This is a genomic window from Desulfoplanes formicivorans (genome assembly GCF_001748225.1).
In the GTDB taxonomy this organism is placed as follows: domain Bacteria; phylum Desulfobacterota; class Desulfovibrionia; order Desulfovibrionales; family Desulfomicrobiaceae; genus Desulfoplanes; species Desulfoplanes formicivorans.
In genome coordinates, this window is the sequence record NZ_BDFE01000015.1 from 458590 (window position 1) to 481027 (window position 22438).

General features: G+C 56.1%; 20 protein-coding genes, 2 tRNA genes and 1 riboswitch. Of the genes, 13 read left to right on the forward strand and 9 right to left on the reverse strand.

Annotated elements, in window-relative coordinates:
* Positions 1–13 precede the first annotated feature (13 nt).
* Together DPF_RS06865 and DPF_RS06870 are read right to left on the reverse strand one after the other, a co-directional pair.
* Entirely contained in the window at positions 14–805 is a 792-nt protein-coding gene (locus DPF_RS06865; RefSeq protein WP_083254531.1) for a MogA/MoaB family molybdenum cofactor biosynthesis protein, read from the reverse strand.
* A gap of 21 nt (positions 806–826) precedes the next feature.
* On the reverse strand, positions 827–1537 hold the full coding sequence (locus DPF_RS06870) for a DUF1614 domain-containing protein (RefSeq protein ID WP_069858338.1): 711 nt from the start codon (positions 1535–1537) through the stop codon (positions 827–829).
* A 297-nt stretch (positions 1538–1834) separates the two neighbouring features.
* Here DPF_RS06870 and rfbA point away from each other — a divergent pair, with 297 nt between their 5' ends.
* Positions 1835–2701, forward strand: coding sequence for a glucose-1-phosphate thymidylyltransferase RfbA (rfbA, locus tag DPF_RS06875; protein WP_069858340.1), 867 nt, complete (start codon positions 1835–1837; stop codon positions 2699–2701).
* A gap of 127 nt (positions 2702–2828) precedes the next feature.
* A tRNA-Thr gene (locus tag DPF_RS06880) sits at positions 2829–2904 on the forward strand.
* A 317-nt stretch (positions 2905–3221) separates the two neighbouring features.
* Here the strand turns inward: DPF_RS06880 and DPF_RS06885 are convergent.
* Positions 3222–3298: transfer RNA gene (locus tag DPF_RS06885), tRNA-Met, on the reverse strand.
* 217 nt (positions 3299–3515) lie between these two features.
* Between DPF_RS06885 and DPF_RS06890 the strand changes: the two genes are divergently transcribed.
* The 7 genes from DPF_RS06890 to mnmE all read left to right on the forward strand — a co-directional run bounded on the left by DPF_RS06890 (position 3516) and on the right by mnmE (position 9036).
* Positions 3516–3815 (forward strand): hypothetical protein, encoded by a 300-nt coding sequence (locus DPF_RS06890; protein ID WP_141721078.1) that lies wholly within the window; start codon positions 3516–3518, stop codon positions 3813–3815.
* 88 nt (positions 3816–3903) lie between these two features.
* A complete protein-coding gene (gene rpmH, locus DPF_RS13725) occupies positions 3904–4038 on the forward strand; it encodes a 50S ribosomal protein L34 (protein WP_083254532.1) in 135 nt (44 codons plus the stop codon).
* A gap of 56 nt (positions 4039–4094) precedes the next feature.
* Positions 4095–4412 carry a ribonuclease P protein component gene (rnpA, locus tag DPF_RS06895; RefSeq protein WP_231702154.1) on the forward strand — a complete coding sequence of 106 codons (318 nt, stop codon included), beginning with the start codon at positions 4095–4097 and terminating at the stop codon, positions 4410–4412.
* 13 nt (positions 4413–4425) lie between these two features.
* Entirely contained in the window at positions 4426–4689 is a 264-nt protein-coding gene (gene yidD / locus DPF_RS06900; RefSeq protein WP_069858346.1) for a membrane protein insertion efficiency factor YidD, read from the forward strand.
* Positions 4682–6304, forward strand: a complete 1623-nt coding sequence (yidC, locus tag DPF_RS06905; RefSeq protein ID WP_069858349.1) for a membrane protein insertase YidC — start codon at positions 4682–4684, stop codon at positions 6302–6304. The genes yidD and yidC overlap by 8 nt, the downstream gene beginning before the upstream one ends.
* A gap of 195 nt (positions 6305–6499) precedes the next feature.
* Positions 6500–7576: an RNA-binding cell elongation regulator Jag/EloR gene (gene jag, locus DPF_RS06910; RefSeq protein WP_069858351.1), complete on the forward strand. Its 1077-nt coding sequence runs from the start codon at positions 6500–6502 to the stop codon at positions 7574–7576.
* An 86-nt stretch (positions 7577–7662) separates the two neighbouring features.
* Positions 7663–9036 carry a tRNA uridine-5-carboxymethylaminomethyl(34) synthesis GTPase MnmE gene (gene mnmE / locus DPF_RS06915; protein WP_069858353.1) on the forward strand — a complete coding sequence of 458 codons (1374 nt, stop codon included), beginning with the start codon at positions 7663–7665 and terminating at the stop codon, positions 9034–9036.
* A gap of 212 nt (positions 9037–9248) precedes the next feature.
* Here the strand turns inward: mnmE and rnr are convergent, their stop codons facing one another.
* From rnr to DPF_RS06930, 3 genes are all read right to left on the reverse strand, one after another.
* Positions 9249–11453 (reverse strand): ribonuclease R, encoded by a 2205-nt coding sequence (rnr, locus tag DPF_RS06920; RefSeq protein ID WP_069858355.1) that lies wholly within the window; start codon positions 11451–11453, stop codon positions 9249–9251.
* Between the two features lie 104 nt (positions 11454–11557).
* Complete coding sequence (gene lpxK, locus DPF_RS06925; protein WP_069858357.1) at positions 11558–12613, reverse strand: tetraacyldisaccharide 4'-kinase; 1056 nt, start codon at positions 12611–12613, stop codon at positions 11558–11560.
* Positions 12614–12696: 83 nt separating this feature from the next.
* Positions 12697–13407: a Bax inhibitor-1/YccA family protein gene (locus tag DPF_RS06930; protein ID WP_069858359.1), complete on the reverse strand. Its 711-nt coding sequence runs from the start codon at positions 13405–13407 to the stop codon at positions 12697–12699.
* A 387-nt stretch (positions 13408–13794) separates the two neighbouring features.
* A riboswitch (cyclic di-GMP riboswitch) is annotated at positions 13795–13875 on the forward strand.
* Positions 13876–14097: 222 nt separating this feature from the next.
* On the opposite strand from DPF_RS06930, the gene DPF_RS14375 reads away from it, so the two are divergent.
* Positions 14098–14454: a pilin gene (locus tag DPF_RS14375; RefSeq protein ID WP_069858361.1), complete on the forward strand. Its 357-nt coding sequence runs from the start codon at positions 14098–14100 to the stop codon at positions 14452–14454.
* A gap of 103 nt (positions 14455–14557) precedes the next feature.
* A complete protein-coding gene (locus tag DPF_RS06940) occupies positions 14558–15583 on the forward strand; it encodes a hypothetical protein (protein WP_069858363.1) in 1026 nt (341 codons plus the stop codon).
* Positions 15584–15683: 100 nt separating this feature from the next.
* Here DPF_RS06940 and DPF_RS06945 read toward each other — a convergent pair whose 3' ends face one another.
* On the reverse strand, positions 15684–16622 hold the full coding sequence (locus DPF_RS06945; RefSeq protein ID WP_069858365.1) for a calcium/sodium antiporter: 939 nt from the start codon (positions 16620–16622) through the stop codon (positions 15684–15686).
* Positions 16607–17665 carry a tRNA(5-methylaminomethyl-2-thiouridylate) methyltransferase gene (locus DPF_RS06950; protein ID WP_069858366.1) on the reverse strand — a complete coding sequence of 353 codons (1059 nt, stop codon included), beginning with the start codon at positions 17663–17665 and terminating at the stop codon, positions 16607–16609. The genes DPF_RS06945 and DPF_RS06950 overlap by 16 nt, the downstream gene beginning before the upstream one ends.
* A 364-nt stretch (positions 17666–18029) precedes the next feature.
* On the opposite strand from DPF_RS06950, the gene recA reads away from it, so the two are divergent.
* Complete coding sequence (gene recA / locus DPF_RS06955) at positions 18030–19094, forward strand: recombinase RecA (protein ID WP_069858368.1); 1065 nt, start codon at positions 18030–18032, stop codon at positions 19092–19094.
* Positions 19095–19253: 159 nt separating this feature from the next.
* Entirely contained in the window at positions 19254–21893 is a 2640-nt protein-coding gene (gene alaS, locus DPF_RS06960) for an alanine--tRNA ligase (RefSeq protein WP_069858370.1), read from the forward strand.
* An 81-nt stretch (positions 21894–21974) separates the two neighbouring features.
* Here alaS and DPF_RS06965 read toward each other — a convergent pair whose 3' ends face one another.
* Positions 21975–22367 (reverse strand): hypothetical protein, encoded by a 393-nt coding sequence (locus tag DPF_RS06965; RefSeq protein WP_069858372.1) that lies wholly within the window; start codon positions 22365–22367, stop codon positions 21975–21977.
* Between the last annotated feature and the right edge of the window lie 71 nt (positions 22368–22438).

Here is a 22438-nt window from a genome sequence, read left to right on the forward strand (position 1 = left end):
CCGCAGCACAGAATTATGAGGCAAACAGCGAAGCGCAATCACGGGGATCACCTTGAAGCTTGTCCAGGGTATGGCCGATGGCCGGCAGGATTGCGGCCAGATTTTCCCGGACGGCCTTGGGGCTTCCCGGGAGGTTGATGATCAGGGAGGAGCCCAGGGTTCCTGCCACGGCCCTGGAGATCACCCCCATGGGCGTTTTGGCCAGGGACGCTGCAGTCATGGCATGCTCGAATCCCGGCAGACGTTTATCGATGACGGCAAGGGTTGTTTCCGGGGTGATGTCCCTGGGACCGACTCCTGTACCACCGGTCGTCAGGATGAGATCAAAGCCCTGAAACAGGGCCAGATCGGTCAACAACGCCCTGAGCCGGGTTGGGGAATCCGGAATCAGAAAGCCCCTGGCCAGGGAGAGTTCCATGGTTTCCCGCACCTGGTCTTCGATGATCGGACCGCTGGCATCTTCCCGTTTGCCTTGTGATCCCTTGTCGCTCAGGGTGATCCAGGCCAGGGAGCGGGCGCGTGGAAGCCAGTGCAGAGCTTCGTCCCGTGGCAGGGTATGTTCCAGGCATTGCATGATCCAGGCGGCAACGCTCCTGCCGTCAGGGGTGGGGTTCCATATCCGGGCAACGGCCTGCAACAGGGGAGACGTGTCCCGACCGAGAAGATCGCCTGCCCGCATGCGGTGTATCTCGCGGGTGCCCAGAAGGGTCGGTCCGGGGTGATCCAGAGGTTCTTCGGCAAGAAGGAGCCTCTGGGGCGTGCCTTGGCAGGTCGAAAAAGGTGGTTCCACAAGGGTTGTTCGCATGGGTTGTCGGAAAGGTGAAGGTTAGGCAAGCAGTACGGCCAGAATTCCCGTGAGAAAAATGCCGTCAAAGGTTCCGGCTCCGCCAATGGACAGCATGGGAGCCTGGAGGCGGTTCATGCTCTTGTCACGCATCAGGTGGAGAATATCCGCCCCGAACAGGGTGCCCAGACTGCCAGCAACATAGGCCACCTGCGCTTCCTGACCGGGGGGCGCCAGTATCCAGGTGGCCAGGACGGTCAGAAGCGGCGGGATCAGAAAAGGGATGCCAATGCCCAGCCCGGGGACCGGACGGGCCAGCCTGTAGACAGTCAGGGTGACCACGCCAAAGGCCAGGGCCATGCCCAGGGACGGACCGATTTGAACCAGAAAGTACATGGACAGGAAGCAGGGGATCACCCCGCCACCAAAATTGATGGCAATGACCTGTTCCGTGATGCGCCCCATGGGGCGGGCACTGAATTTTCGATAATGCCTCCAGATGCCGTGAAAGTCCATCTCCAGGAACCCGTCGTCTAGGTTGATGGGCAAGGGCCGGCGATACAAGGGAATATTGATGGCACTGCCCAGCAAAGAACCCACAAGGAGTAGAAAAACCTGCCCCGATGACAGGCCCAGTTTGGCAAAGGCCACGGAAATGGCCCCGATCTGGATAAAGGCGAAAAGAAAGACAAGCAGGATGATGAACAGAACGAACATCAGCAGGGCAAAGGGAAGAAAGAAAAGAGGGTTCATGCCATACCCGCGTGCGTTGCATGTTTGCATGTTAGAAGCTAGACAGGGTGCCTACCAGATGGCGCGACCGTTGTCATTACATATGGACGATGTGGGCACGTTGTCATGCCTGGGGCGCGGGATTCGAAGACGGTCAGGCCGCAACCCGCAGCCATGAAGGGGTTGCAGAATGTCCGCACCATCATTTTCCCCCTCATTAAGAATAGATATCTGTCTGTTGACAGCTCAAACGCACCCGCCTGAAACAGCCTGCAGGTTACACTGGGCGGCGACACCTCAAACGGGATATGGTACGCGATGAAAGGAATTATTCTTGCCGGCGGTTCCGGCACACGGCTCTACCCCCTGACCCTGTCCGTGAGCAAGCAATTGCTTCCGGTCTACGACAAACCCATGATCTATTATCCCTTGTCCGTACTTCTGTTGGCGGGTATCAGGGATATCCTGATCATTTCCACTCCCAGGGATCTGGGGTTGTTCAAAGAGCTTCTGGGCGACGGCTCGGCCCTGGGCATTTCCCTGTCATATCTTGAACAGCCACGGCCCGAAGGTTTGGCCCAGGCCTTTATCCTCGGGCAGGATTTCATTGGCCAGGACAATGTCTGTCTGGTTCTGGGCGATAACATCCTTTATGGAGATGAACTTTCAAGCATTCTTGGCGAAAGCTCCCGGCTCGAACAGGGGGGAATCATCTTTGGGTATCCGGTCAAGGATCCTTCCCGGTATGGCGTTGTGGAGTTCGATGAACAGGGCGTGGTCCTGGGTATTGAGGAAAAACCCGAGCACCCCAGGTCCAAGTATGCTGTCCCCGGAATCTATTTCTACGACAATGAGGTCGTGTCCGTTGCCAAGGCTCTCAAGCCTTCGGCCCGTGGAGAACTTGAGATCACTGATGTGAACAAGGCCTATCTGGAGCGGGGCCAATTGACGGTTCGTCTGCTTGGCCGCGGCTTTGCCTGGCTTGATGCCGGGACCCATGAATCCCTGCAGCAGGCAGGCACCTTTGTCCAGGCCATTCAGGACCGTCAGGGGTTTCGGATCGCCTGTATCGAGGAGATAGCCTTTGCCAGGGGATATATCGACGCGCACCAGCTAGAACGGCTGGCCGGACAGTACAAGAACGACTACGGAGAGTATCTGCGGGAGATTGCCGGCAAGAAGTAGGCCCTGTTGTCCTGAGAGAACTCCGGTCGTCATGGCCGGGCACAAGGAATCGTTTGAGGCGGGAGCAGCGAAAACTACTTGAAATTTTCAGTGACTTTCTCTAGGAGGTCTTTTCCGCCATCAAGACGCCCACGTAGCTCAGCAGGTAGAGCACTTCCTTGGTAAGGAAGAGGTCACCGGTTCAAGTCCGGTCGTGGGCTCCAGCAAACCCAACAAGGGGCTTTCGGTTACATGCCGAAAGCCCCTTGTGCGTTGCCGGGCACCTGGGGTGCGGGACGGATGAGGCTTGCGCACGTTTTCTGCCAGCATAACGGGATAGTTTCTGCCTCATGAGATGCGCCAGACGGTCCTGATGCCGGCAGGAAAAGGAAAAAAGATCATGCGTGAAGAGGCCGTGCCCGGGTTCCGGTGCATCAGTCTTTGAGCTGGACGGGACATGCCGGGCAGATTGGTGGGGATACGCCCAGCGGATGGACATAAAAAAACCTGAAAGCGATCTGCTTTCAGGTTGTAATGGTTCTGGTAGCGGGGGCAGGATTTGAACCTACGACCTTCGGGTTATGAGCCCGACGAGCTACCATGCTGCTCCACCCCGCATCAAGGAAGACATTTCTAGGCCTTCCCTGGGAGGATGTCAACCGATTTATCCTCATGAACGCGATGCCGGTCCACGGGCCTACGTTCCCTGTTCGAGACTCGTGGGTGGAACACGTGGCTGGAAAACAGTCCATTTGGGGCTTGTCTTTTGTTGAAAACTGTGCTCAAAGTTCCGCCCTTGCAGCTGGGAACAGTTTTCACGAACAACGGCAGGTTTATGAGTCCTCTAGTTACTGTTGCTTTGCTTGCCCTCGGGCTGGGATTGCAATTGATTTTTTTGGTTTTTTTGTTTTTTGACACGCATGTGAAGTTCCCCTCTCATCAGAGGGAGGTCGTCCTGGCCTGTGCTGCCGGATTGCTGGGAACATGCATTATCGGCCTTTTGGCGTTCCTGCGTCAGGACGTGGTCCTGCTGGTCGGGGAATTTCTGGCCATCATCACCGGGATCGTCCTGCTGTACAGAATGATCAAGGTAGAGGGTAAGGAATCCCGTGATCGTGACGGATTTTCCGTCTGACAACGGTAAAGACACCTATTGGCTTGACGTCAATGCAGATCATGGATAAAAAAATAAGTTACTTTTTTATTTTCGAGGAGACATCAATATGAAGCGTACTTATCAGCCAAGCAAAACCAGAAGGAAACGGACCCATGGCTTTTTGGTTCGTTCCGCCACCAAGAGCGGTCGGGCCATCCTCAAGAGAAGACGGGCAAAGGGGCGGAAGCGATTAGCCGTCTAGCATTTCCCAAAACGCATCATCTTCTCCGACGGTCCCAGTTTGAAGCGTGTTACAATCTGGGCCGTCGGTATTTTACGCCCCATTTCATCCTCTTTGTCCGCCACCGGAAGGACCAGGATCCCTGGAGGCTCGGTCTTGCCGTGAGCAAAAAAGTGGGCAATGCTGTGCAGCGCAATCGCATCAAACGGGTTGTGCGCGAATTTTTTCGCCTGCATCAGGATCGTGTTCCCTCCGGGATCGACTATGTGGTAATTCCCAAACGGAATGTTCAAGCCTTTGATCTTGCCTATGAGCAGGTTGCAAAGGATCTGGGAACATTGATCTTTTCACAAATCTCTGGTCGTGTGGCATCGTCTGAAACCAACGGCCTTTGACCCTCCGGTTCCCATGCGCCATCTTCTCGCCAGAGTCATCTCTGTTTATCAAGCCCTGATCTCCCCCTTGTACCCCCCGTGTTGTCGTTTTGTCCCCACCTGTTCCGAATATGCCAGAGAAGCGGTTCTGGTACACGGACCTTGCAAGGGCGTCTGGCTGGCGATGAAGAGAATCTTCCGTTGTCATCCCGGGTGTAAGGGCGGACTGGATCCTGTTCCCCTGCCCAAGCACCATCCAACCATCAGCCGCATCAAAGAGAAAGCATCCCATGGATAATCGTCGCGTTGTACTTGCCGTAGCCCTGTCGATCGGAGTCTTGCTGATTTGGAACTGGTTGTTTCCACCTGTTCCAAACGCTCCGGTTCCGTCCTCCGAGCCCCAGCAGTCGCAAACGGCTCCGGTTCCCGCAGCACCCCAAGCAGCACCTGCGCAAACGTCTCCTGAGACTCCGGTTGCTGCTCCGGCGGTGACGTTCATTCCTACCGAGGGGAAGAGTGTCGTCGTGAACACGCCTTTGTACAAGGCGGTTTTGAACACGGATGGCGGCATTCTGGAACATTTTGTCCTCAAGCAGTATACGGAAACCATTGCGCAGGATTCTCCCCATATCGATCTGATTACCTCCGAGGCCCTGAACCGGGCTCCGCTGGGTATTCGCTGGAACAGGATGCCCGTGTGGAGCGATGGAACATGGGGTTTTTCCGGCCAGGATCTGACCTTGAACGGTCAGGAAAAAGGTACCCTGACCTTTACCGGCAAACTCGGTTCGGTCACTTTCATCAGAACCCTGTCGTTCGGGGCTGACCGGTACGAGATTGAAGAAACCCTTGAGGTGGTCAACACCACCCCGGCCCAGGTAATGGGTGAGCTGGAATTTTCGATGGCCAGCACCGGCCTGTCCAGCAAGGATGACCGGTACAACCGGAATCTTGTGGCCTATCTCTCCGACCTGGGTCTGGAAGAGGAAAATGATGAGGACGATTTAAAGGCCGGGTTGGCCCTTCCTTCGGGAAACGGGCTCAAGTGGGCCGGCATTGAGAACAACTATTTCATTCTTGCTCTGGCCCCCCTGTCCGGGGATATGGGCATCAAGGCCAAGCTGGAAGGGGATGTCTACCGTCTGCTCGTGGGGCAGAATCTGATCATTGAGCCCGGCCAGAGCCAGCGTCTTTCCTGCACCTATTATCTCGGGCCCAAGAAGAATTCGGCCATGGCCAGTGCGCCCAATGAACTCAAGAGGTCCATCCATTACGGATGGTTCGATATCATTGCCAAACCCCTTATCAAGGGATTGAATTTTCTGTACACCTATGTGGGCAACTACGGTGTGGCCATCATCATCCTGACCATCATCATCAAGATCCTTTTTTGGCCCTTGTCCCAAAAGAGCTACAAGTCCATGGAAAAGATGAAGAAGATCCAGCCGCTCATGGCCCAGGTCCGGGAGAAGTACAAGGATGACCGGGATCAGATGAACAAGGAGGTCATGCGCCTGTACAAGGCCCACAAGGTCAATCCGGCCGGGGGCTGTCTGCCCATGATACTGCAGATCCCCGTCTTCTTTGCCCTGTATCAGGCCTTGCTCGGGGCCATTGAATTGCGTCATGCCCCGTTCATCGCTCATCTTCCCATGACGGATCTCGTCTGGCTGGCTGATCTTTCGGCCAAGGATCCGTTTTACATCACGCCCATCATCATGGGAGCAACCATGTTCCTGCAGCAGAAGATGACGCCTACGGCAGGTGATCCGACCCAGGCCAAGATCATGCTGTTCATGCCCATTGTGTTCACCTTCATCTTCCTGAATTTTCCATCCGGTCTTGTTATCTACTGGATGGTCAACAACATTCTCTCCATTGCCCAACAATGGATGATTGCCCGTAAGCTGTAGTGGCCCAGGGTGTAAATGTACCAACCCGCCTCACGCAACGTTTCGCATTGATTCCATACCGGCGGACGGGCTGCTCCATTGCAGCCCGTCCCCTTCACCCCAGAGTACATGTATCCCGTGTGCCGGGTGTCCAGGTTTTGACGATGACAAGAGAGCAGGCCGGTTGCTGCGGAGGCGCTATCAAGGAGTCTTTTTATGAGCGAGTACAAAAGTTTTCAGGGCAAGAATGTGGATGACGCCATTGCCGAGGCGTGTCGGCATTTCAAATGCTCGCGAGAGGAATTGGAAGTTGAAATCCTCAGCGGAGGATCCTCGGGTATTTTTGGACTGGTAGGGGTCAAAAAGGCCAAAATCAAGGCGCGGGTGCGTCAGATTGCAGAACCCAAATCGGCAGCAGCATCTGATCATACCGAGTCCCGCATGGAAAGTGCTCCCAGGACCAAGGAGCCTGCAACCAGAAAACCGGCCAAGTCTTCCAAGCCCAGGTCCCCGCGTCCAAACACCAACGGCAAGGCAGCCAAACCGGTTGAGGTTCAGGACGCATCTCCGTCCAGGGGTAAAGGGCCGGGCAAGCAGCCCCGGGGCAATGGCCAGGCAGGACAGGGCAAGCCCGTGCAGCGCAGGGCGACTCGCCCGGTTGAGACCTCTGAGACTCCTGCCGTGCCCAGAGAATCCATGCCCGCTCCGGAAAAACAGGCTGCCGAGTCCCGTCCTGTTCCTGCGGACATTGATGTGGAAGCGGCCCGCACGTGCATTCTTGAGAGCACACGGATTCTTCTGACCAATATTTCCGATCAGGGCGAAATCCGCATAGACATGGACAAGACACCCATTGAGGTGGTTATCGAGGATGATGTCAATTCCGGGCTGATCATCGGACGTGACGGTCAGACCCTTTCCTCCATGCAATACCTGCTCAACCGGATTGTTTCCCGGAAGTTTCCCGGGGTTGCACGGATTCAGCTTGATGCCGGCGATTATCGGGAAAAACAGGATGAGCAGTTGCGCAAGACAGCCCAGTTGCTCGCCCAAAAGGCCAAGACCAGTCACAGAACACAAAGCACTCGTCCCCTGAGTTCCTATCATCGTCGTGTGGTGCACATGGCCCTGCAGGATGATCGCGATATTCTGACCCGCAGCAAGGGGGATGGCCCCATGAAGCGCGTGCTGATCATGGCCCGGCGCAAGAAGAACCCTGCTCCTGGCAATGGGAACGTTCCTGTTGAACCGGTTGAACAGTCCGAGCCCCTTGTGGATCATCAGGAATCATGACCGTTGACCGGTTGGAAGTCGAACAATAGCAAACAAGGCAGGGCCAACGGCTCTGCCTTGTTTGCTATGAAAAAAGGACATGAGGCATGCAATCGACAATCGCCGCCATAGCCACTCCCCTTGGATCCGGAGGAGTCGGCATTATCAGGATCAGCGGGCCAGTGAGTAAACTCCTTGGCCAGCGCATTTTTCGTTCGTCACGTTCGGGATTTACCGATTTCAGGCCCTATGTCCTGCATCATGGTACGGTTCTGGATGCCAGGGGGACCACCCTGGATGAGGTGCTGATCAGCTACATGCCGGGTCCGGGATCGTATACGGGCGAGGATGTGATCGAGATCAACTGTCATGGCGGTCCGCTGGTCCTTCAGGCCGTGCTTGAACGGGTTCTGGAACTGGGGGCCATCCCGGCATGTCCCGGGGAATTCACCAAGCGGGCCTTTTTGAACGGTCGTCTTGACTTGACCCAGGCCGAGGCTGTGGCCGAGATGATCGAGGGACGGTCCGTGCAGGGGCTGGCCATGGCGGCCTCCAAGCTGGGCGGTCTGCTGGGAGACAAGCTTCGAGCCTTGCGTAATGCCCTTGAAGAACTGAAGATTGAATTGTGCGTGGCCGTTGATTTTCCCGAAGACGAAGTGGAGTGTCTGGAGCCGGAAGCCTTTGCCAGGCGGGTTGAGGGGGTTCTCGATGAAACCCGGGAACTGATTGCGGCCTATGCCAGAAACAGGTGCTGGCGTGAAGGCGCCCTGGTTGTTCTGGCCGGAAGGGTCAATGCGGGCAAATCCAGTCTGATGAACGGGTTGCTGGGCCGGGACCGGGCCATTGTGACCAATGTGCCGGGGACCACCAGGGATTACCTGGAAGAGACCATTGTCCTTGGCGGCATGACCATTCGCCTTGTGGACACGGCCGGACTGCGTGAAACCAGAGATCAGGTGGAGCAGGTGGGGGTAGAGCGAACCCGGGCGCTGCTGCAAGAGGCCGATCTGGTTCTGCTGCTCATTGATGGCAGCAGAGGCCCGGATCAGGAGGATGAGAGCCTGGCCCGGAGCCTGCCCCGAGAAAAACTTGTGGTTGTGGGCAACAAGGTGGATGTTTGCGGCGAGGAGCCCGGCTGGAAAAGAACCTGGGAAGAGGCAGGATATGCGCCGCTCATGCTTTCGGCCAGACAGGGAACACACCTGGATCGCCTGGAAGCGGTCATTATCCAGTGCCTGACCCGAGGGCAGGCTGAGGCCGATCAGGGAGGCCTGGTTCCCAATCTTCGTCAGAAACAGGGGTTGGAACAAGGGGCCAAGGCCCTGGAAGCCCTGCTGGACGACCTCAAGGCAGGTGTTCCCTATGATCTTCTGGCCGTGCACGTGGATGCGGCCTGTACGGCCTTTATGGAGCTGACCGGAGAAATAACTTCGGATGAGGTGCTCAATGCCATTTTCAAGGATTTTTGCATTGGAAAATAAGACATCCTGTCAGCTGATTGGTTGCGATGCACCTTCTCTTGGGCCACCAAAAGAGCGTTCCAGCAGAATTCCGGTTTGTGTCTGTCGGCCAGGGTGCTTTTTCCAGTGGTTTGTATGGCCTGCCTGCTGATGATTGGGTTGCCCCCTTCCAGTAACCCTTGCTGTGTCCGGGAAACAGGGAAAATGGCGTCTCATGGTCCCGCGTTCGTGGATCATGAACGCGGTTGACGCTGTTTCCGGGCATTGGCTCCTGTCCCCTGATTGTTCCCCTCCTCGACTATCCCCAGGTCGATCTCCAATCTCCCCAGACTGGCATTTTCCACCCGGACGTGTACCCTTTGGCCCAGTTTGTATGTTTTGCCGGTACGCTGTCCCAGAATGATCTGTTCGCGGTTCAGGAATGCGTAATAGTCGTCGCCCAGAGTGGACATGCGAACCAGCCCCTCGGCCAGGATGTCTTCGAGTTCCACCCAGAATCCGAAATCAGCCAACCCTGAGATGACACCCACAAAGACCTCGCCAATGCGTTCACGTAGGTGAAGGATGGTGGCCCGTTTGAGTATTTCCCGTTCGGCCTGCATGGCCTTGCGTTCGCATTGGTTGATGGCATCTCCCAGTTTTATCAGGCTTTTTTTCCCTGGAAGCCGGGCCTCCTGATGGGCGAGGCAGGCCTTGAGGGCTCGGTGCACGTTGATGTCCGCATAGCGCCGGATGGGTGAGGTGAAATGGCAGTAGCACTCGGAGGCCAGGCCGAAATGTCCCTGATTATTGGGACTGTATCCCGCCTTCATCATGGACCTGAGAAGCAGACGGTTGACCAGAAATTCCATGTCCGATTCCTTGGCCACAAGGAGCAATTCCTGCAGTTCCTTGGGAGATCGTCCCTTGGGGAGCTGTTCGCCCAGGTCGGTGCGGGCCAGAAGTTTCATGAGGGCGTCCAGCTTGTCCTGGTCCGGGTTGGGATGGACCCGGTAGAGAAAGGGGACCTTGCAGGCGGTCAGGTATTCGGCCACGGCTTCATTGGCCGCGAGCATGAATTCCTCGATCATCTGGTGGCCGAAGTGGCGTTTCTTGGGCACAACCTGAATGGCCAGTTCGTCGGGATCCTGGATGATCTCCGGCTCGGGCAGGTCAAAGTCGATGGAGCCGCGTTGCTGCCGGTTGGCCAACAGTTTGCGGGCCAGGATTTCAGCGGTTTCAAGCATGGGCAGAACGTCCTGCAGTTCCTGGCGTACCTCGGCGTTGTTCAGAAACAGAGCCTCGTTGACCTGGGCATAGGTCAATCGGGCATGGCTCATGATCACCGCAGAATAAAAGGAACTTTTTTGGGGGATGCCCTGAGACGAGAATTCGATCTCCGCTACCATGGCCAAGCGGGGTTCATGGGGATTCAGGCTGCACAAGCCGTTGGACAAGGCCTCGGGAAGCATGGGTTCCACCGACAGGGGAAAATAGTAGGAATTACCCCGTTCCAGGGCCACCCTGTCCAGGGGGGATCCGGGAAGTACGTAGTGGGAGACATCGGCAATGGCCACGTGGAGGCGAAAACCCGTATTTGTGCGGGCCACATGGATGGCATCGTCAAAGTCCCTGGCACTGGCTCCGTCAATGGTTACCAGGCCCAGGTGACGCAGGTCCTTGCGGTTTTTGAAATCATCGGGCCAGGGCTGGCTGGGGAGATCCGCAGCCTGATGCATGGCTGAGGGCGGGAAGGGACCCGGTATGGCATGGCCGATCTTGACCAGTTTTTCCTGAACAGCCAGGGTGCCTTCTTCTCCCAGAATGGAGGTAGCCGTACCCATCCACATGGATTTGTCGATGCGCTCGTCCGGTGAAACAAGGATGATGTCGTTGGGATGGGGAAGAACGGTTAGCGAGTTGCAGTCAGCCGTGAACAGAAGTGGAATCTTGGGATCAGCCGGTCGGCAGACAAAGGACGCCGGGCCCACACGTTTGAGAACCAGGCAGGGAAGCACGGACAATGCCCGCTTGAGAACCCGGACGATTCTGCCTGACTGGCTTCTGCCCCGACGCCCGGGAAGGATGGCCACAAGAACCGTGTCATTGGGCCAGGCCTCACCAAAGTTATCGGGAGCAACAAAAATATCCTTGCGTCGTTTGTCTTCGGGAATGACAAAGCCCACACCGGAACGCTGGACCTCCAATGTACCCTTGACCAGAGGCAGTTTGCCCACCAGGGCGAGCTTATGTCCCGAACGCAGGAGTTTGCCCTGGTTGACCAAGGTGTCCAGAATGGATTTGATCTGTTTTTTCTCGTTATTGCCCGTGGAAAAGGCCGCGAGAACATCCCTGACCCGCAAAGGGCGGTTGGCCTCATGAAAAAAATCGAGGATGGATTTGGAAGAGATTTTTTGACGGGCGTGTTGGGAAGGGGCTTTTTTTCTGTGTCTGGCCATGGGGCGTCCTGCTGGTTGAGAGGGTGGGGATGGATATGGGTGAGAATGATCCTGCTGACAAAGTCTGATGGCGTTCTTTGTTAAAAGAACTCCTGCCTTGTGGTCTACAGATTCTCGAGTTTTTGTGCAAGCCATTGCGCGAACCAGAGGGATGTGTTGGCGCGGGCAATGAACGCAAGGCGGGTTGTCAGTTCGAACAGGTGTGGGCAGTCCCAGTTGCCGAGTTTGATGCCGTCTTTGGGCGTGCAGACAATGTTCGTGGCCCGGGACGCAAGAGCGAGTTGCGTGATCCGGGCCCTGTCGTCCCGGCAAAAGGCATGGTGATCCGGGAAAAACAGGGTTTTTATGGGAGCATATCCCAGCAGTTCCCTGGCTGTACATTGGACGCGTTCAGGGTTGGCGATCCCCGTGAACAATACATATGGTGCATTGTCCAGATGATGGATGCGTTCTCCTGTCTGGATCCGGGTGAGGCCCGTGGGCACGAGGCGGGCAAAGAAGATGGGACGGCCAAAAGATTGCAGCCGATCCATGGCCATGGGAAAAAGCCGATCAAGGGATGAACCCGTGACATTGACGACAAAGGCGTGGGCTCGGGCAAGAGCCTTTTTGCCTTCCCGCCAGGAACCGGCAGGAAGGACCCTGTTCCATCCCTGATCCAGATCCTGTTCTGCCAATACAACGATGTTGATGTCTCTGCAGGCTGCAAGATGCTGGAACCCGTCGTCCAGAACGAACAGGTCGGGGGCCAATGAGCGCTGGGCCCAGGGCCCGCTGCGTATCCGTTTGGGATCGACCACCACATGAGCATGTTGGTGGCGTCGGGCCAGCATGAGGGGTTCGTCACCGGATTGGTCGGGAGAGCTGTCCGGGGTGACATGAAAGGGAAGGTGGGGGGGGTGTGCGTGATATCCTCGGGTGAGGACCACCGGATGCATACCGGCTGTTTTCGCCCAGTCGAGAAGCCAGGAAACCAGAGGTGTTTTGCCGGTACCTCCCCAGGAGATGTTGCCAACGGCAATGCAGGGAACGTCCGGACGCCACGAGGCCATCAGATGATGTTCAAACGCCCGGGCGCGAATCTGCATGAGCCAGGCATACAGGTGACCCAGAGGCGAGAGCAGAGGTGCCAGGCGGGATTGCCAGATGAGGGGATTCACTGAATGCGTCCTCAAGGAGATGAAGAAAAAGGGGCAAGCCCCAAACGAGCCTGCCCCAAGGGAAACTGCATCACAACGAGCACTTACTCCCTGGCTTGGCCAAAGAAGCGCAAGAGCATGAGAAAGAGGTTGATGAAATCCAGGTACAGGGTCAGGGCTCCGAGAATGGTTCCCCTGCGGATGGCGGTGCCGTCATCCATGGGCGCGGACTGGCCCATGACCTTGAGCTTCTGGGTGTCATAGGCGGTCAGGCCCACAAATACCAGCACGCCGATGCCGCTGATGGCAAATTCAAGACCCGGACTTTTGAGGAAGATGTTCACGATGGACGCCAGGATGATGCCCACCAGACCCATGAACATGAAACTGCCCATGGAGGTCAGATCCTTTTTGGTAACCATGCCGTAGACGCTCATGGCCCCGAACATGCCGGCGCAGATGACAAAGGTGCCGACAACGGAACTGCCCGTATAGGCGAGGAGAATGGCCGAGAGGGTCACGCCGTTGAGTCCGCTGTAAAGCAGGAAGAGCCCGCTGGCCGTGGATGCGGAAAGTTTGCTGATTCCGCCGCTGATGCCCATGACCAGCCCGAACTCGGCAATGATCAATCCCCAGAACAGGATGGGATTGCCAAAGATGGCCTGGACAAGGGTGGGGCTGGATGCGACCAGATAGGCGGTGATGGCGGTCAGGGCCAGGCCACCGGCCATCCACTGGTACACTCCGCGCAGAAACGCGTTCAGGACCTCGGTCTGGGGAACGGTTCTGGTAGCTGCGGTACGAAAATCTGCCATGGTGGAGCCTCCGAAAAAAGGGAAAAGGTTGTTTCGTTTGTCGATTGTAAGTTGGAATATATAAGGGTCAGGAACGGCAAGTCAAGGGCGGACAAAGCTCATGGCGGGCTGAATCAGGCCGGGACCCTGAAGATCATGGGGCCGGGTGTCTGCATGGTTCAAGGTTTGTTGCGGCTGCTTCAGACTGTAGAGGGTATGCACGTTCCGGCTCCATGGTACTTTAGGCAACAACCTTGGATCATGCATGAAAATCAGGGCGCAGGGGAAGCAGGCGGGAGCCGATGCCTGTTCAATTGGGTGTTGACACTAAAAAGAATATGTCCGTAGAAGATACTCCAGCAGCCAACATAAACCATGTGTCGGCCCCGGAAGATTCCGGGAAGCCGTAGCAGCCAAAGCCAAACCTGTCGCGAGGCAGGGACGGAAAGCCACGGGTCTTGCACTGATCAAGATAGCCGGGTTGCCTGGTAGGGGAATATTGTACCGGGTTACCTGCAAAGCAAGGTAAGTCGGTTTTTTTGTTGGCCACATTCCCCACACGGGTAGGCGATCAAAGTCCCGCAAACGGGAAGGAGGAAACGCCTATGATCTAGCTGCCGAGTCAAGGATGAAAAGGGTTGTCATAATTTTGGGAAACGATTACAACCCACACCCAAATTATTGTTCGATTTCAACACGAGGAGGCATGGCATGGTACGGAAGAACGAAAAAGGTTTTACCCTGGTGGAACTTCTGATTGTTGTTGCCATCATTGGTATTTTGGCGGCTGTGGCCATTCCGCAGTTTACCAAATATAAGAAGAATGCTGTAGCGGCAAAAGCGCAGGCAAATCTGACAACTTGCGTGACAGAGCTCGCCGCATTATTTGCCACGGAAGGCAATGATACCATGAATTGCAATGTTGGAGATGGTAACAGTACAAAGTTATCGATCAATGGAACTACTGGTATTGTGACGATGGATCCTTTTTCTGGAGAAATTGATAGCTATACAGTTAATTGCGAAATTAGCGGCGAAAATGAAGTTTCATGTAATGCCACATCTTGATGCTCGTTTCAAAGTGATTGCATGATTGTGCGACAGTTTGTGATCTGCTGGTCACAGGCTGTCGCATTTTTTGGATTAAATATTTCAAATGGAATTGTTTCTAATGCAATTGATAACGGTAAAACGGACTTTACTTAAAGTATTTCTTGTCCTTTTTGCCATCACCCTGACTGTTGATGTCTATCTCCAGGCCACCCGTCATGCCAGCCTGTGTTCCACAGCCTCTTGTCAGGTGGTGGGGGAATATGTCCGCTTTGGGGAGCTCATGCTGGTCAAGGCAGGGGCCATTTTTTTCTGGGTTCTCTGGCTGCTGGTCTTTTTTGCCGGACGGTATGACAAAAAATGGCTGTGGGGGCTGGTGACCCTGGTTCTCATGGGGGCCATGGCCTTTGATGGCGGGCTCCTTGGTTTCCAGTTCGTGGGGTTGGGCGAGCATTGTCAGCTGTGCATGGGCGTTGGCGCGGCCCTGTTTGTGGTGGTGGCCCTGTTCGCCTGGGTGCGCAAGTCCTGGCTCATGCTTCTCCTTGGAGTTGCCGTGTGGTGCGGAGGGTTTGCCGCCAATTCGGTCCTTCAGTTTACCACCCAGCTTCCGGCCTTGTCCGAGACCGCATTTCTGTCATGGCCCGAGTCCAGAACCGGAGGCACTTCAAACCATATTCCCAGGTATCATCTTTTTTTCAGCCTGCACTGCGGTCATTGCAGCAAGGTGATTGCCAATCTGGCCGTGAACAAGACGGATCAGGCCGACTGGACCTTTCATGTCATGGATGGTCAGGAGGAGGATCTGCTCCGATTGTCCCATATTTTGTCGGCCAAGATGACGGCAGAAAATCCGTTTTTGGAGATTCTTCACTGGGAAAGTGAGGAACAGGTGCCGGACACGGCCATTCCCGAGTCCCTGCGCGAGGCCGTTGAGCAGGCCACCATCTATTTTGCCCGCAGTCGGTTCAGCGGAGTGCCCATGCTCATTGCTGACGAGCGCCCCGGGGTCAGGCTGGTTCTGTCGGGAGCAAACAGTATTCTGGCTTATCTGCATCAGGAAGGCATTATCAGAAATGTGATCCATTTCGGGGCTCCCAGAGACGAGGAAGATGATCCTTTGCCAGCTGAAGCCCTTGAAGGGTCTTAGGATGATACAGGGGTTTGCTGTTCGTTTGCCATCATGAAAAAGGTCGCCATTGGCGACCTTTTTCATTGCTATGAGCAGGAAAGGGAGGGCGGCAACAACCCTAACCCATGAAATCCCAGATCCAGCGGCCCAGATTGATGAGAATGAGCAAGGTGCCTTCCAGCCTGCCGACCTTCCATCCGGAGCGCATGAAAATGAGCACCAGAAAGACCATGGTCACCAATGCGTACAGGCTGGGCAGGGCTGTGGGGGAGATGTCCAGGGGGCGGAGGATACACGTCATGCCCAGCACACCGGCAAAGTTGAAGAAGTCACTGCCCAGCAGATTGCCAAGGAGCATATCGCTTTTGCCCCGCAGGGAAGCAGCCAGGCAGGTGATCAGTTCCGGCAGGGAGGTACCTGCCGCCACAATGGTCACGCCAATGACCCATTTGCTCACCCCCATGAACTCGGCCAGAAAGGTGGCTGATTCCACCATGAAGTGACCGCCCAGGGAAATACTCACAAATCCGGCCAGCAATAGGGGGTAATCTTTCCAGGTTGCTGGTCGCTGGGAGGGCAGTTCAAGGCCGGAAAGTTCCTTGCGTCCCCGGATGATGAGAAATCCGATATAGACCACAAGAAGGCTCAGCAGCACGATTCCTTCGATGCGGCCCATGTACAGATTCAGGGAGAAGAGCATGACAAGGATGGTCATGGCCCACAAAAAAAGGCCATCCCTGTAGACCAGGGTCGCATGGGTGGTGATGGGTTTGATCACGGCCATGAGCCCGAGGATGAGCCCGAGATTGAAGATGTTCGAGCCCACGATGTTGGAGAGGGAGATGTCGCCGAGGCCCTTGAAGGCGGCTGTGGCCGAAACCAGGAATTCGGGCGCTGACGTACCAAAGGCCACTACGGTCAGCCCGATAACCAGTTCGGACATGTTGTACTTGCGGGCAATGGCCGCGGCGCTGTCAACAATCCAATTGGCGCCTTTCCAGAGGAGAAAGGCACTGAGCGCCAGCATGGCGATGTTAACGATTATTTCCGTATCCATGATTGTTTCCACTCTTGGGCTTCAGTCCATTGGGGGGGAGCCCATCCCTGCTTGTCACCCCGGTCGGGCATGACCGAGACAATCTGCTTGTTTGCACCATGGCCAATCACCACATCCACGCGGCGCAGGGATTGTTTGGCCTTGGGGGAAAACGAGGCCACCAGGGCCGCAGCTTCCCGGAGACGGTCTTCATCCCAGGAAACTTTGGGCAAGGGGCGGCCGATACCTATGGGGCCAGGAAAATCGGCCAGCCGGAAGTGGTAATCACTGTCCTGGTGCAGTCCCTCAAGGCGTTTGTTGTCGCGCTGATCCCGGCCTATGGTCAGCCAAAGGCCCTGTTTCCAATATTGCCTGCCCACATTGGCCAGGTGGAAATCCGCTGCCGCAGGGCTCGGATGGTTCCTGAACACGGGAACATACCTGACAGCTGCTTCGGCATCAGTGAGGCGGCACCCACCGGCTGGCGTGGGTATTTCGGTGATCCCCATCTCCCTGGCCATCCTGAGCTGGGCCTTGCGGCCTCGTCCCCACAAGCCCAGGAGTTTGGAACGGTCCACGAGGCCCTGTTCCTCCATGGGGGTGGGTTTGAGGCGCAGGGCGCTTAACGGGGAAAGAACCAGGTCCCTGACGCCGGCGTCCCGATCAACAATATTGATGGCGTCCCTGCGCTGGGACATGGGGCGCTGACCAACCACGGTGCCGGAAATGATGAAGCTGGCTCCGTAATGGGCCAGCAGTTCCCTGGCCTTGGTGAACATGAGAATTTTGCAATCAATGCACGGATTGAGAACCTTGCCGAATCCCTGGGTGGGTCCAGCAAGGAGCATGCGCACAAAGTCTTCTCCCACATCATGGATAGCAATGGGAACGCCATACAGCTTTTCCCACCGTTTGACCGCGTCCGGATCCCCGAAAAACGGGGACACAAAATGGATGCCCAGGACAGGGATATTCTGGCTCTGGATGACCTTGGTGGCCAGAATGCTGTCCAGGCCGCCCGAAAACAAGGATAATGCCTGATACTGTGTTCGTCGTGTTTGCATGGGGCGGACCTAGCCGAGTCTTCCTGGTTAGGCAATCCTGGATTTGGGGGCAAGGTCGCCCAGGGTTTGCAAAGGGGGGTATCGGTTGATGGTCCTGTTTTTCCTTGACAATAAAAAATCTTATTTACCAGATAGTTAGGCTTCTTTGCCTGATGCGTACTTGCCCTACGGAAATGATTTTGGTATTAAAACCTGTTTCGGTCCCGAAATCCGGAAGGCTGAGTTGCTGGCATGGTCAACCGACTCCGTTCTCGGCTGGAAAGGGTTCCTTTTGTATTTTTGGGGAGCAGGAAGGGTTTTCATCTTCCATGCTCTTTGTTTTGTTCGCTGTCCTTGATGCAATCACAATCACATGGAGTACCCTATGGCTCGCAAGACGACAAACATTCCTCCCGAGCAGATGAAGAAAGAGGCCCTGGATACGGCCATCACCACCATCGAACGCAAGTTCGGCCAGGGAGCGGTCATGCGATTGGCCGACTCCGCGCATCAGACCATTCCATCCATTCCAACGGGGTCCATTGGTCTGGATCTGGCCCTGGGTATCGGGGGAATTCCCCGTGGCAGGGTTATTGAGATCTATGGTCCCGAGTCTTCGGGCAAGACCACTCAGGCCCTGCACGTCATTGCCGAAGCCCAGAAGCAGGGAGGTACTGCCGCATTCATTGACGCCGAGCATGCCCTTGATGTCAAATATGCTAAGCGGTTAGGGGTGAATACCGACGAATTGGTGGTTTCCCAGCCCGATTACGGGGAGCAGGCCCTGGAAATCGCGGATCTGCTGGTCCGTTCCGGTGGGGTCGATGTGGTGGTGGTGGACTCGGTGGCAGCCCTTATTCCCCAAGCTGAGCTTGAAGGAAGCATGGGGGAAACCCAGGTGGGCGGTCATGCCCGGCTCATGTCCCATGCCATGCGCAAACTGACCGGGACCATTCACCGTTCCATGACGTCCATTATTTTCATCAATCAGATCCGCATGAAAATCGGCATGATGGGCTATGGCAGTCCTGAAACCACCACGGGCGGCAATGCCCTGAAGTTTTATGCCTCCATTCGTCTGGACATCCGCAAGATCCAGACCCTCAAGGACAAGGACGAGGTGTACGGCAACCGGGTCCGGGTCAAGGTGGTCAAGAACAAGGTGGCACCGCCCTTCAGAGAGGCCCAGTACGATATCCTCTATGGTCAGGGTATTTCCCGTGAAGGAGAGCTCCTGGATCTGGGCGTTGATTACAAGGTGGTGGACAAGAGCGGCTCCTGGTACGCCTTTGGTTCCGAGCGTCTGGGACAGGGCAAGGAGAATGTGCGCGCCTTTCTGCAGGAAAATACCGATATCCGGCAGCAGATCGAGGATGCCCTGCTGGTCAAGCTGGGGGTCAAGGAGCCTGCTGCCCAGGAACCCGTTGTTCCCGAAGAAGAGGGAGCATAGTGTGGTTGTGCGCAGCAGATACTCCTTTCCGTTTGCTGACTGCGCATTGTGCATGATAATACAGCCCCTTTCCATGGTTTGAACAGGGCGGGCCGTGAGGGATTGAGCCCGCACGTGACTTTTTTTGAAGCATCAAGGAAGCATGAAGGAGAACCCGTTTTGATAACCGCAGCAGAAATTCGCGAAACATTTCTCAAGTATTTTGAAAACAAGGGGCATATTCGCCAACCCAGCTCGTCCCTTATTCCCAGGGATGATCCGTCCCTTTTGTTTACCAACGCCGGCATGGTTCAGTTCAAGAAAATCTTTCAAGGACAGGAACAGCGTGCGTATTCCCGGGCAACGACCTCCCAGAAGTGTTTGCGCGTGGGCGGCAAGCACAACGATCTGGAGAATGTGGGGCGTACTGCCAGGCATCATACCTTTTTCGAGATGCTGGGCAATTTTTCCTTTGGGGATTATTTCAAGGAACAGGCCATCAGTTTTGCCTGGGAGTTTATCACCAAGGAACTGGGGCTGCCCAAGGAAAAGCTGTATGCCACGGTGTACAAGGACGATGACGAGGCCTTTGAGCTGTGGAAAAAGGTGGCCGGTCTGCCGGAATCCCGCATTTATCGCCTCGGGGAAAAGGACAATTTCTGGTCCATGGGGGACACCGGTCCCTGCGGCCCGTGTTCGGAACTGCATATCGACCAGGGCGAGCACATGGCCTGCGGTCCTGATTGCGGCATCGGCAAGTGCGATTGTGACCGGTTTTTGGAAATCTGGAACCTGGTGTTCATGCAGTTCAACCGTGACGAGACCGGCACCATGACCCCTCTGCCCAAACCAAGCATTGACACGGGGATGGGGCTGGAGCGCATTGCGGCCGTGTGCCAGGGCGTGTACTCCAATTTTGACACGGATCTGTTTGTCCCCCTCATCACGGCCATGGCTGACCGGGCCGGGGTGCAGTACGGGGAATCCGATGATACGGATACGGCCTTGCGGGTCATTGCCGACCATAGCCGGTCCATGGCCTTTTTGATTGCCGACGGAATCCTGCCTTCCAACGAGGGGCGGGGCTATGTTTTGCGTCGTCTCATTCGCCGGGCATTCCGTTTTGGGCGGCTCATGGGTATGGAGCAGCCCTTTTTGTACGAACAGGCCCGGGCCGTGGTAAAGGAGATGGGCAGTGCCTTTCCCGAGCTTCTGGACAACCAGGATTTCATGGTCTCGGTGATCAAAAAGGAAGAAGAGCGGTTCAGCCAGACCCTGGACAAGGGGTTGGCCATTCTGGAGCAGGAGATGGATCGGGTTCGTCACAAGGGCGGGCAGGTCCTTTCCGGTGAAGTGGCCTTCAAATTGTACGACACCTATGGGTTCCCCCTGGATATCGTCAACGACGTGACCGAAAAACAGGGTATGTCCGTGGACGAAGCCGGATTCAACACCTTTATGGCCGAACAGAAACGCAAGTCCAAGGAGGCATGGTCCGGCTCCGGTGAAAAGGATGTTGCCGCCCAGTTTGCCAGGCTGCTGGAAGCGGGCATGCAGACCCGTTTTGTGGGCTATGATACTCTGTGTGCCACCAGTCGCATCGTCACCCTTCTGGATGCAACCGGGCAGAGCGTGGATGTTCTTTCCCAGGGTGATCATGGATATATTCTGACGGCCCAGACACCGTTTTACGGGGAATCGGGCGGACAGACCGGGGATCAGGGGGCCCTTACCACGCCCACGGGTTCGGTGCAGGTGGTCAATACCCTCAAACCATCACCCCAGCTCATTGTTCACGAGGTGGAAATCAGCAAGGGCGAGGTCACCCTGGATCAGGAAGCCGCTCTCCAGGTGGAAGAGGGCGTGCGCATTGCCACGGCCCGCAACCATACCTGCACCCATCTGCTCCAGGCGGCCCTGCAAAAGGTCCTTGGCAAACACGTCAAGCAGTCAGGCTCTCTGGTCACTCCCGAACGGTTGCGTTTCGACTTCACCCATATTGCGGCCATGACCCCGGAGGAGATCGCCAGGGTCGAGGATGAAGTCAACGCGTCCATTCTGGCCAACGTGGATCTGACCACGCAGATCATGTCCCTGGAAGAGGCCAAGGCCAAGGATGCCATGGCCCTGTTCGGGGAAAAATACGACCAGCAGGTGCGTGTTGTTGAAGTGCCCGGGATTTCCGTGGAACTGTGCGGAGGCACCCATCTCAAGTCCACGGGCCAGGCTGGCAGCTTCTGCATTCTTTCGGAATCGGGCATTGCCTCGGGGGTTCGGCGTATTGAGGCCCTGACCGGATGGGAGGCTCTGAAGCACTGGAAAACCCTTCGGGCCGAGCATGAACAGATTGCCCGGGAACTCAAGAGTCAGCCCGGCGAACTGGTTGCCAGGGTGCACAGCCTCAAAGCTCAGCTCAAGGAATTGAGTCGGGAAAACAAGTCCCTGCAGGAAAAGCTCCTCTCTTCCCAGGGCAGGGATCTCATGCAGGGAGTGGAAGAAATCAACGGTGTCAAGGTCCTGACGATCCAGACCGAGGCCCAGGATGTGAACGCCCTGCGGACCCTCATGGACGATCTCCGCTCCAAGCTGACCAGCGGTGTGATCGCCCTGACGGCCCATATTGGTGAAAAGGTTGTCCTGCTTCTTTTTGTGAGCAAGGATCTGCATGACCGGTTCACTGCCCCCGGTTTGATCAAGCCGGTTGCCGCAGCCATTGGTGGTGGAGGGGGGGGACGTCCGGATCTGGCCCAGGCCGGAGGGACCGATCCTTCGGGCATTGACAAGGCCTTTGCCCGGCTCAGGGAGCTTGTGGGCGCATAACGCAGACAGGAAGGACCGACAGGGAGCATTATGACCCTGTCGGTCCTGTCATTCTTGTTCCATGTAGTGTCTGGGCCAGGATCAGGCCACGGCGGAAAAATCCGGAGTATGGGCCGCCTGGAGCAAATCGGCCTGCCGGTCATAGGCCTGGAAAGCCCTGGCTTTGGCAAGGGGAGATGATGTTGGAGAGGCTTGGCTGGTCGGGCCTGGAAGAAACGATACCGTCTTTGATTCCCTGGCCAGGGCCAGGGAAAATTCCTGGGCAAAGCTTGTTGTCGGTCTGGAAAAGGTTTCTGCCCGTGTGGAGGATGGGGTCGGCAGGGCATCCTGGGTGGAGTAGGTGATACCCAGCTTGCCCAGACGCATGGAAAGCGATGTTTCCTTGATGTTGTTCGCGTGCCTGGCCCTTGTTTCCTGTCCCCCGCCAAGGGATCCGTTCAGGGCTTGTGTCTGATATGCCGGGGGGATACGCATCTGTTCACCGTGTCGTGTTGCAACCGTTGTCTAAAGGTTGCTTTACCGATACGATGGCGTCGGTGTTTTGA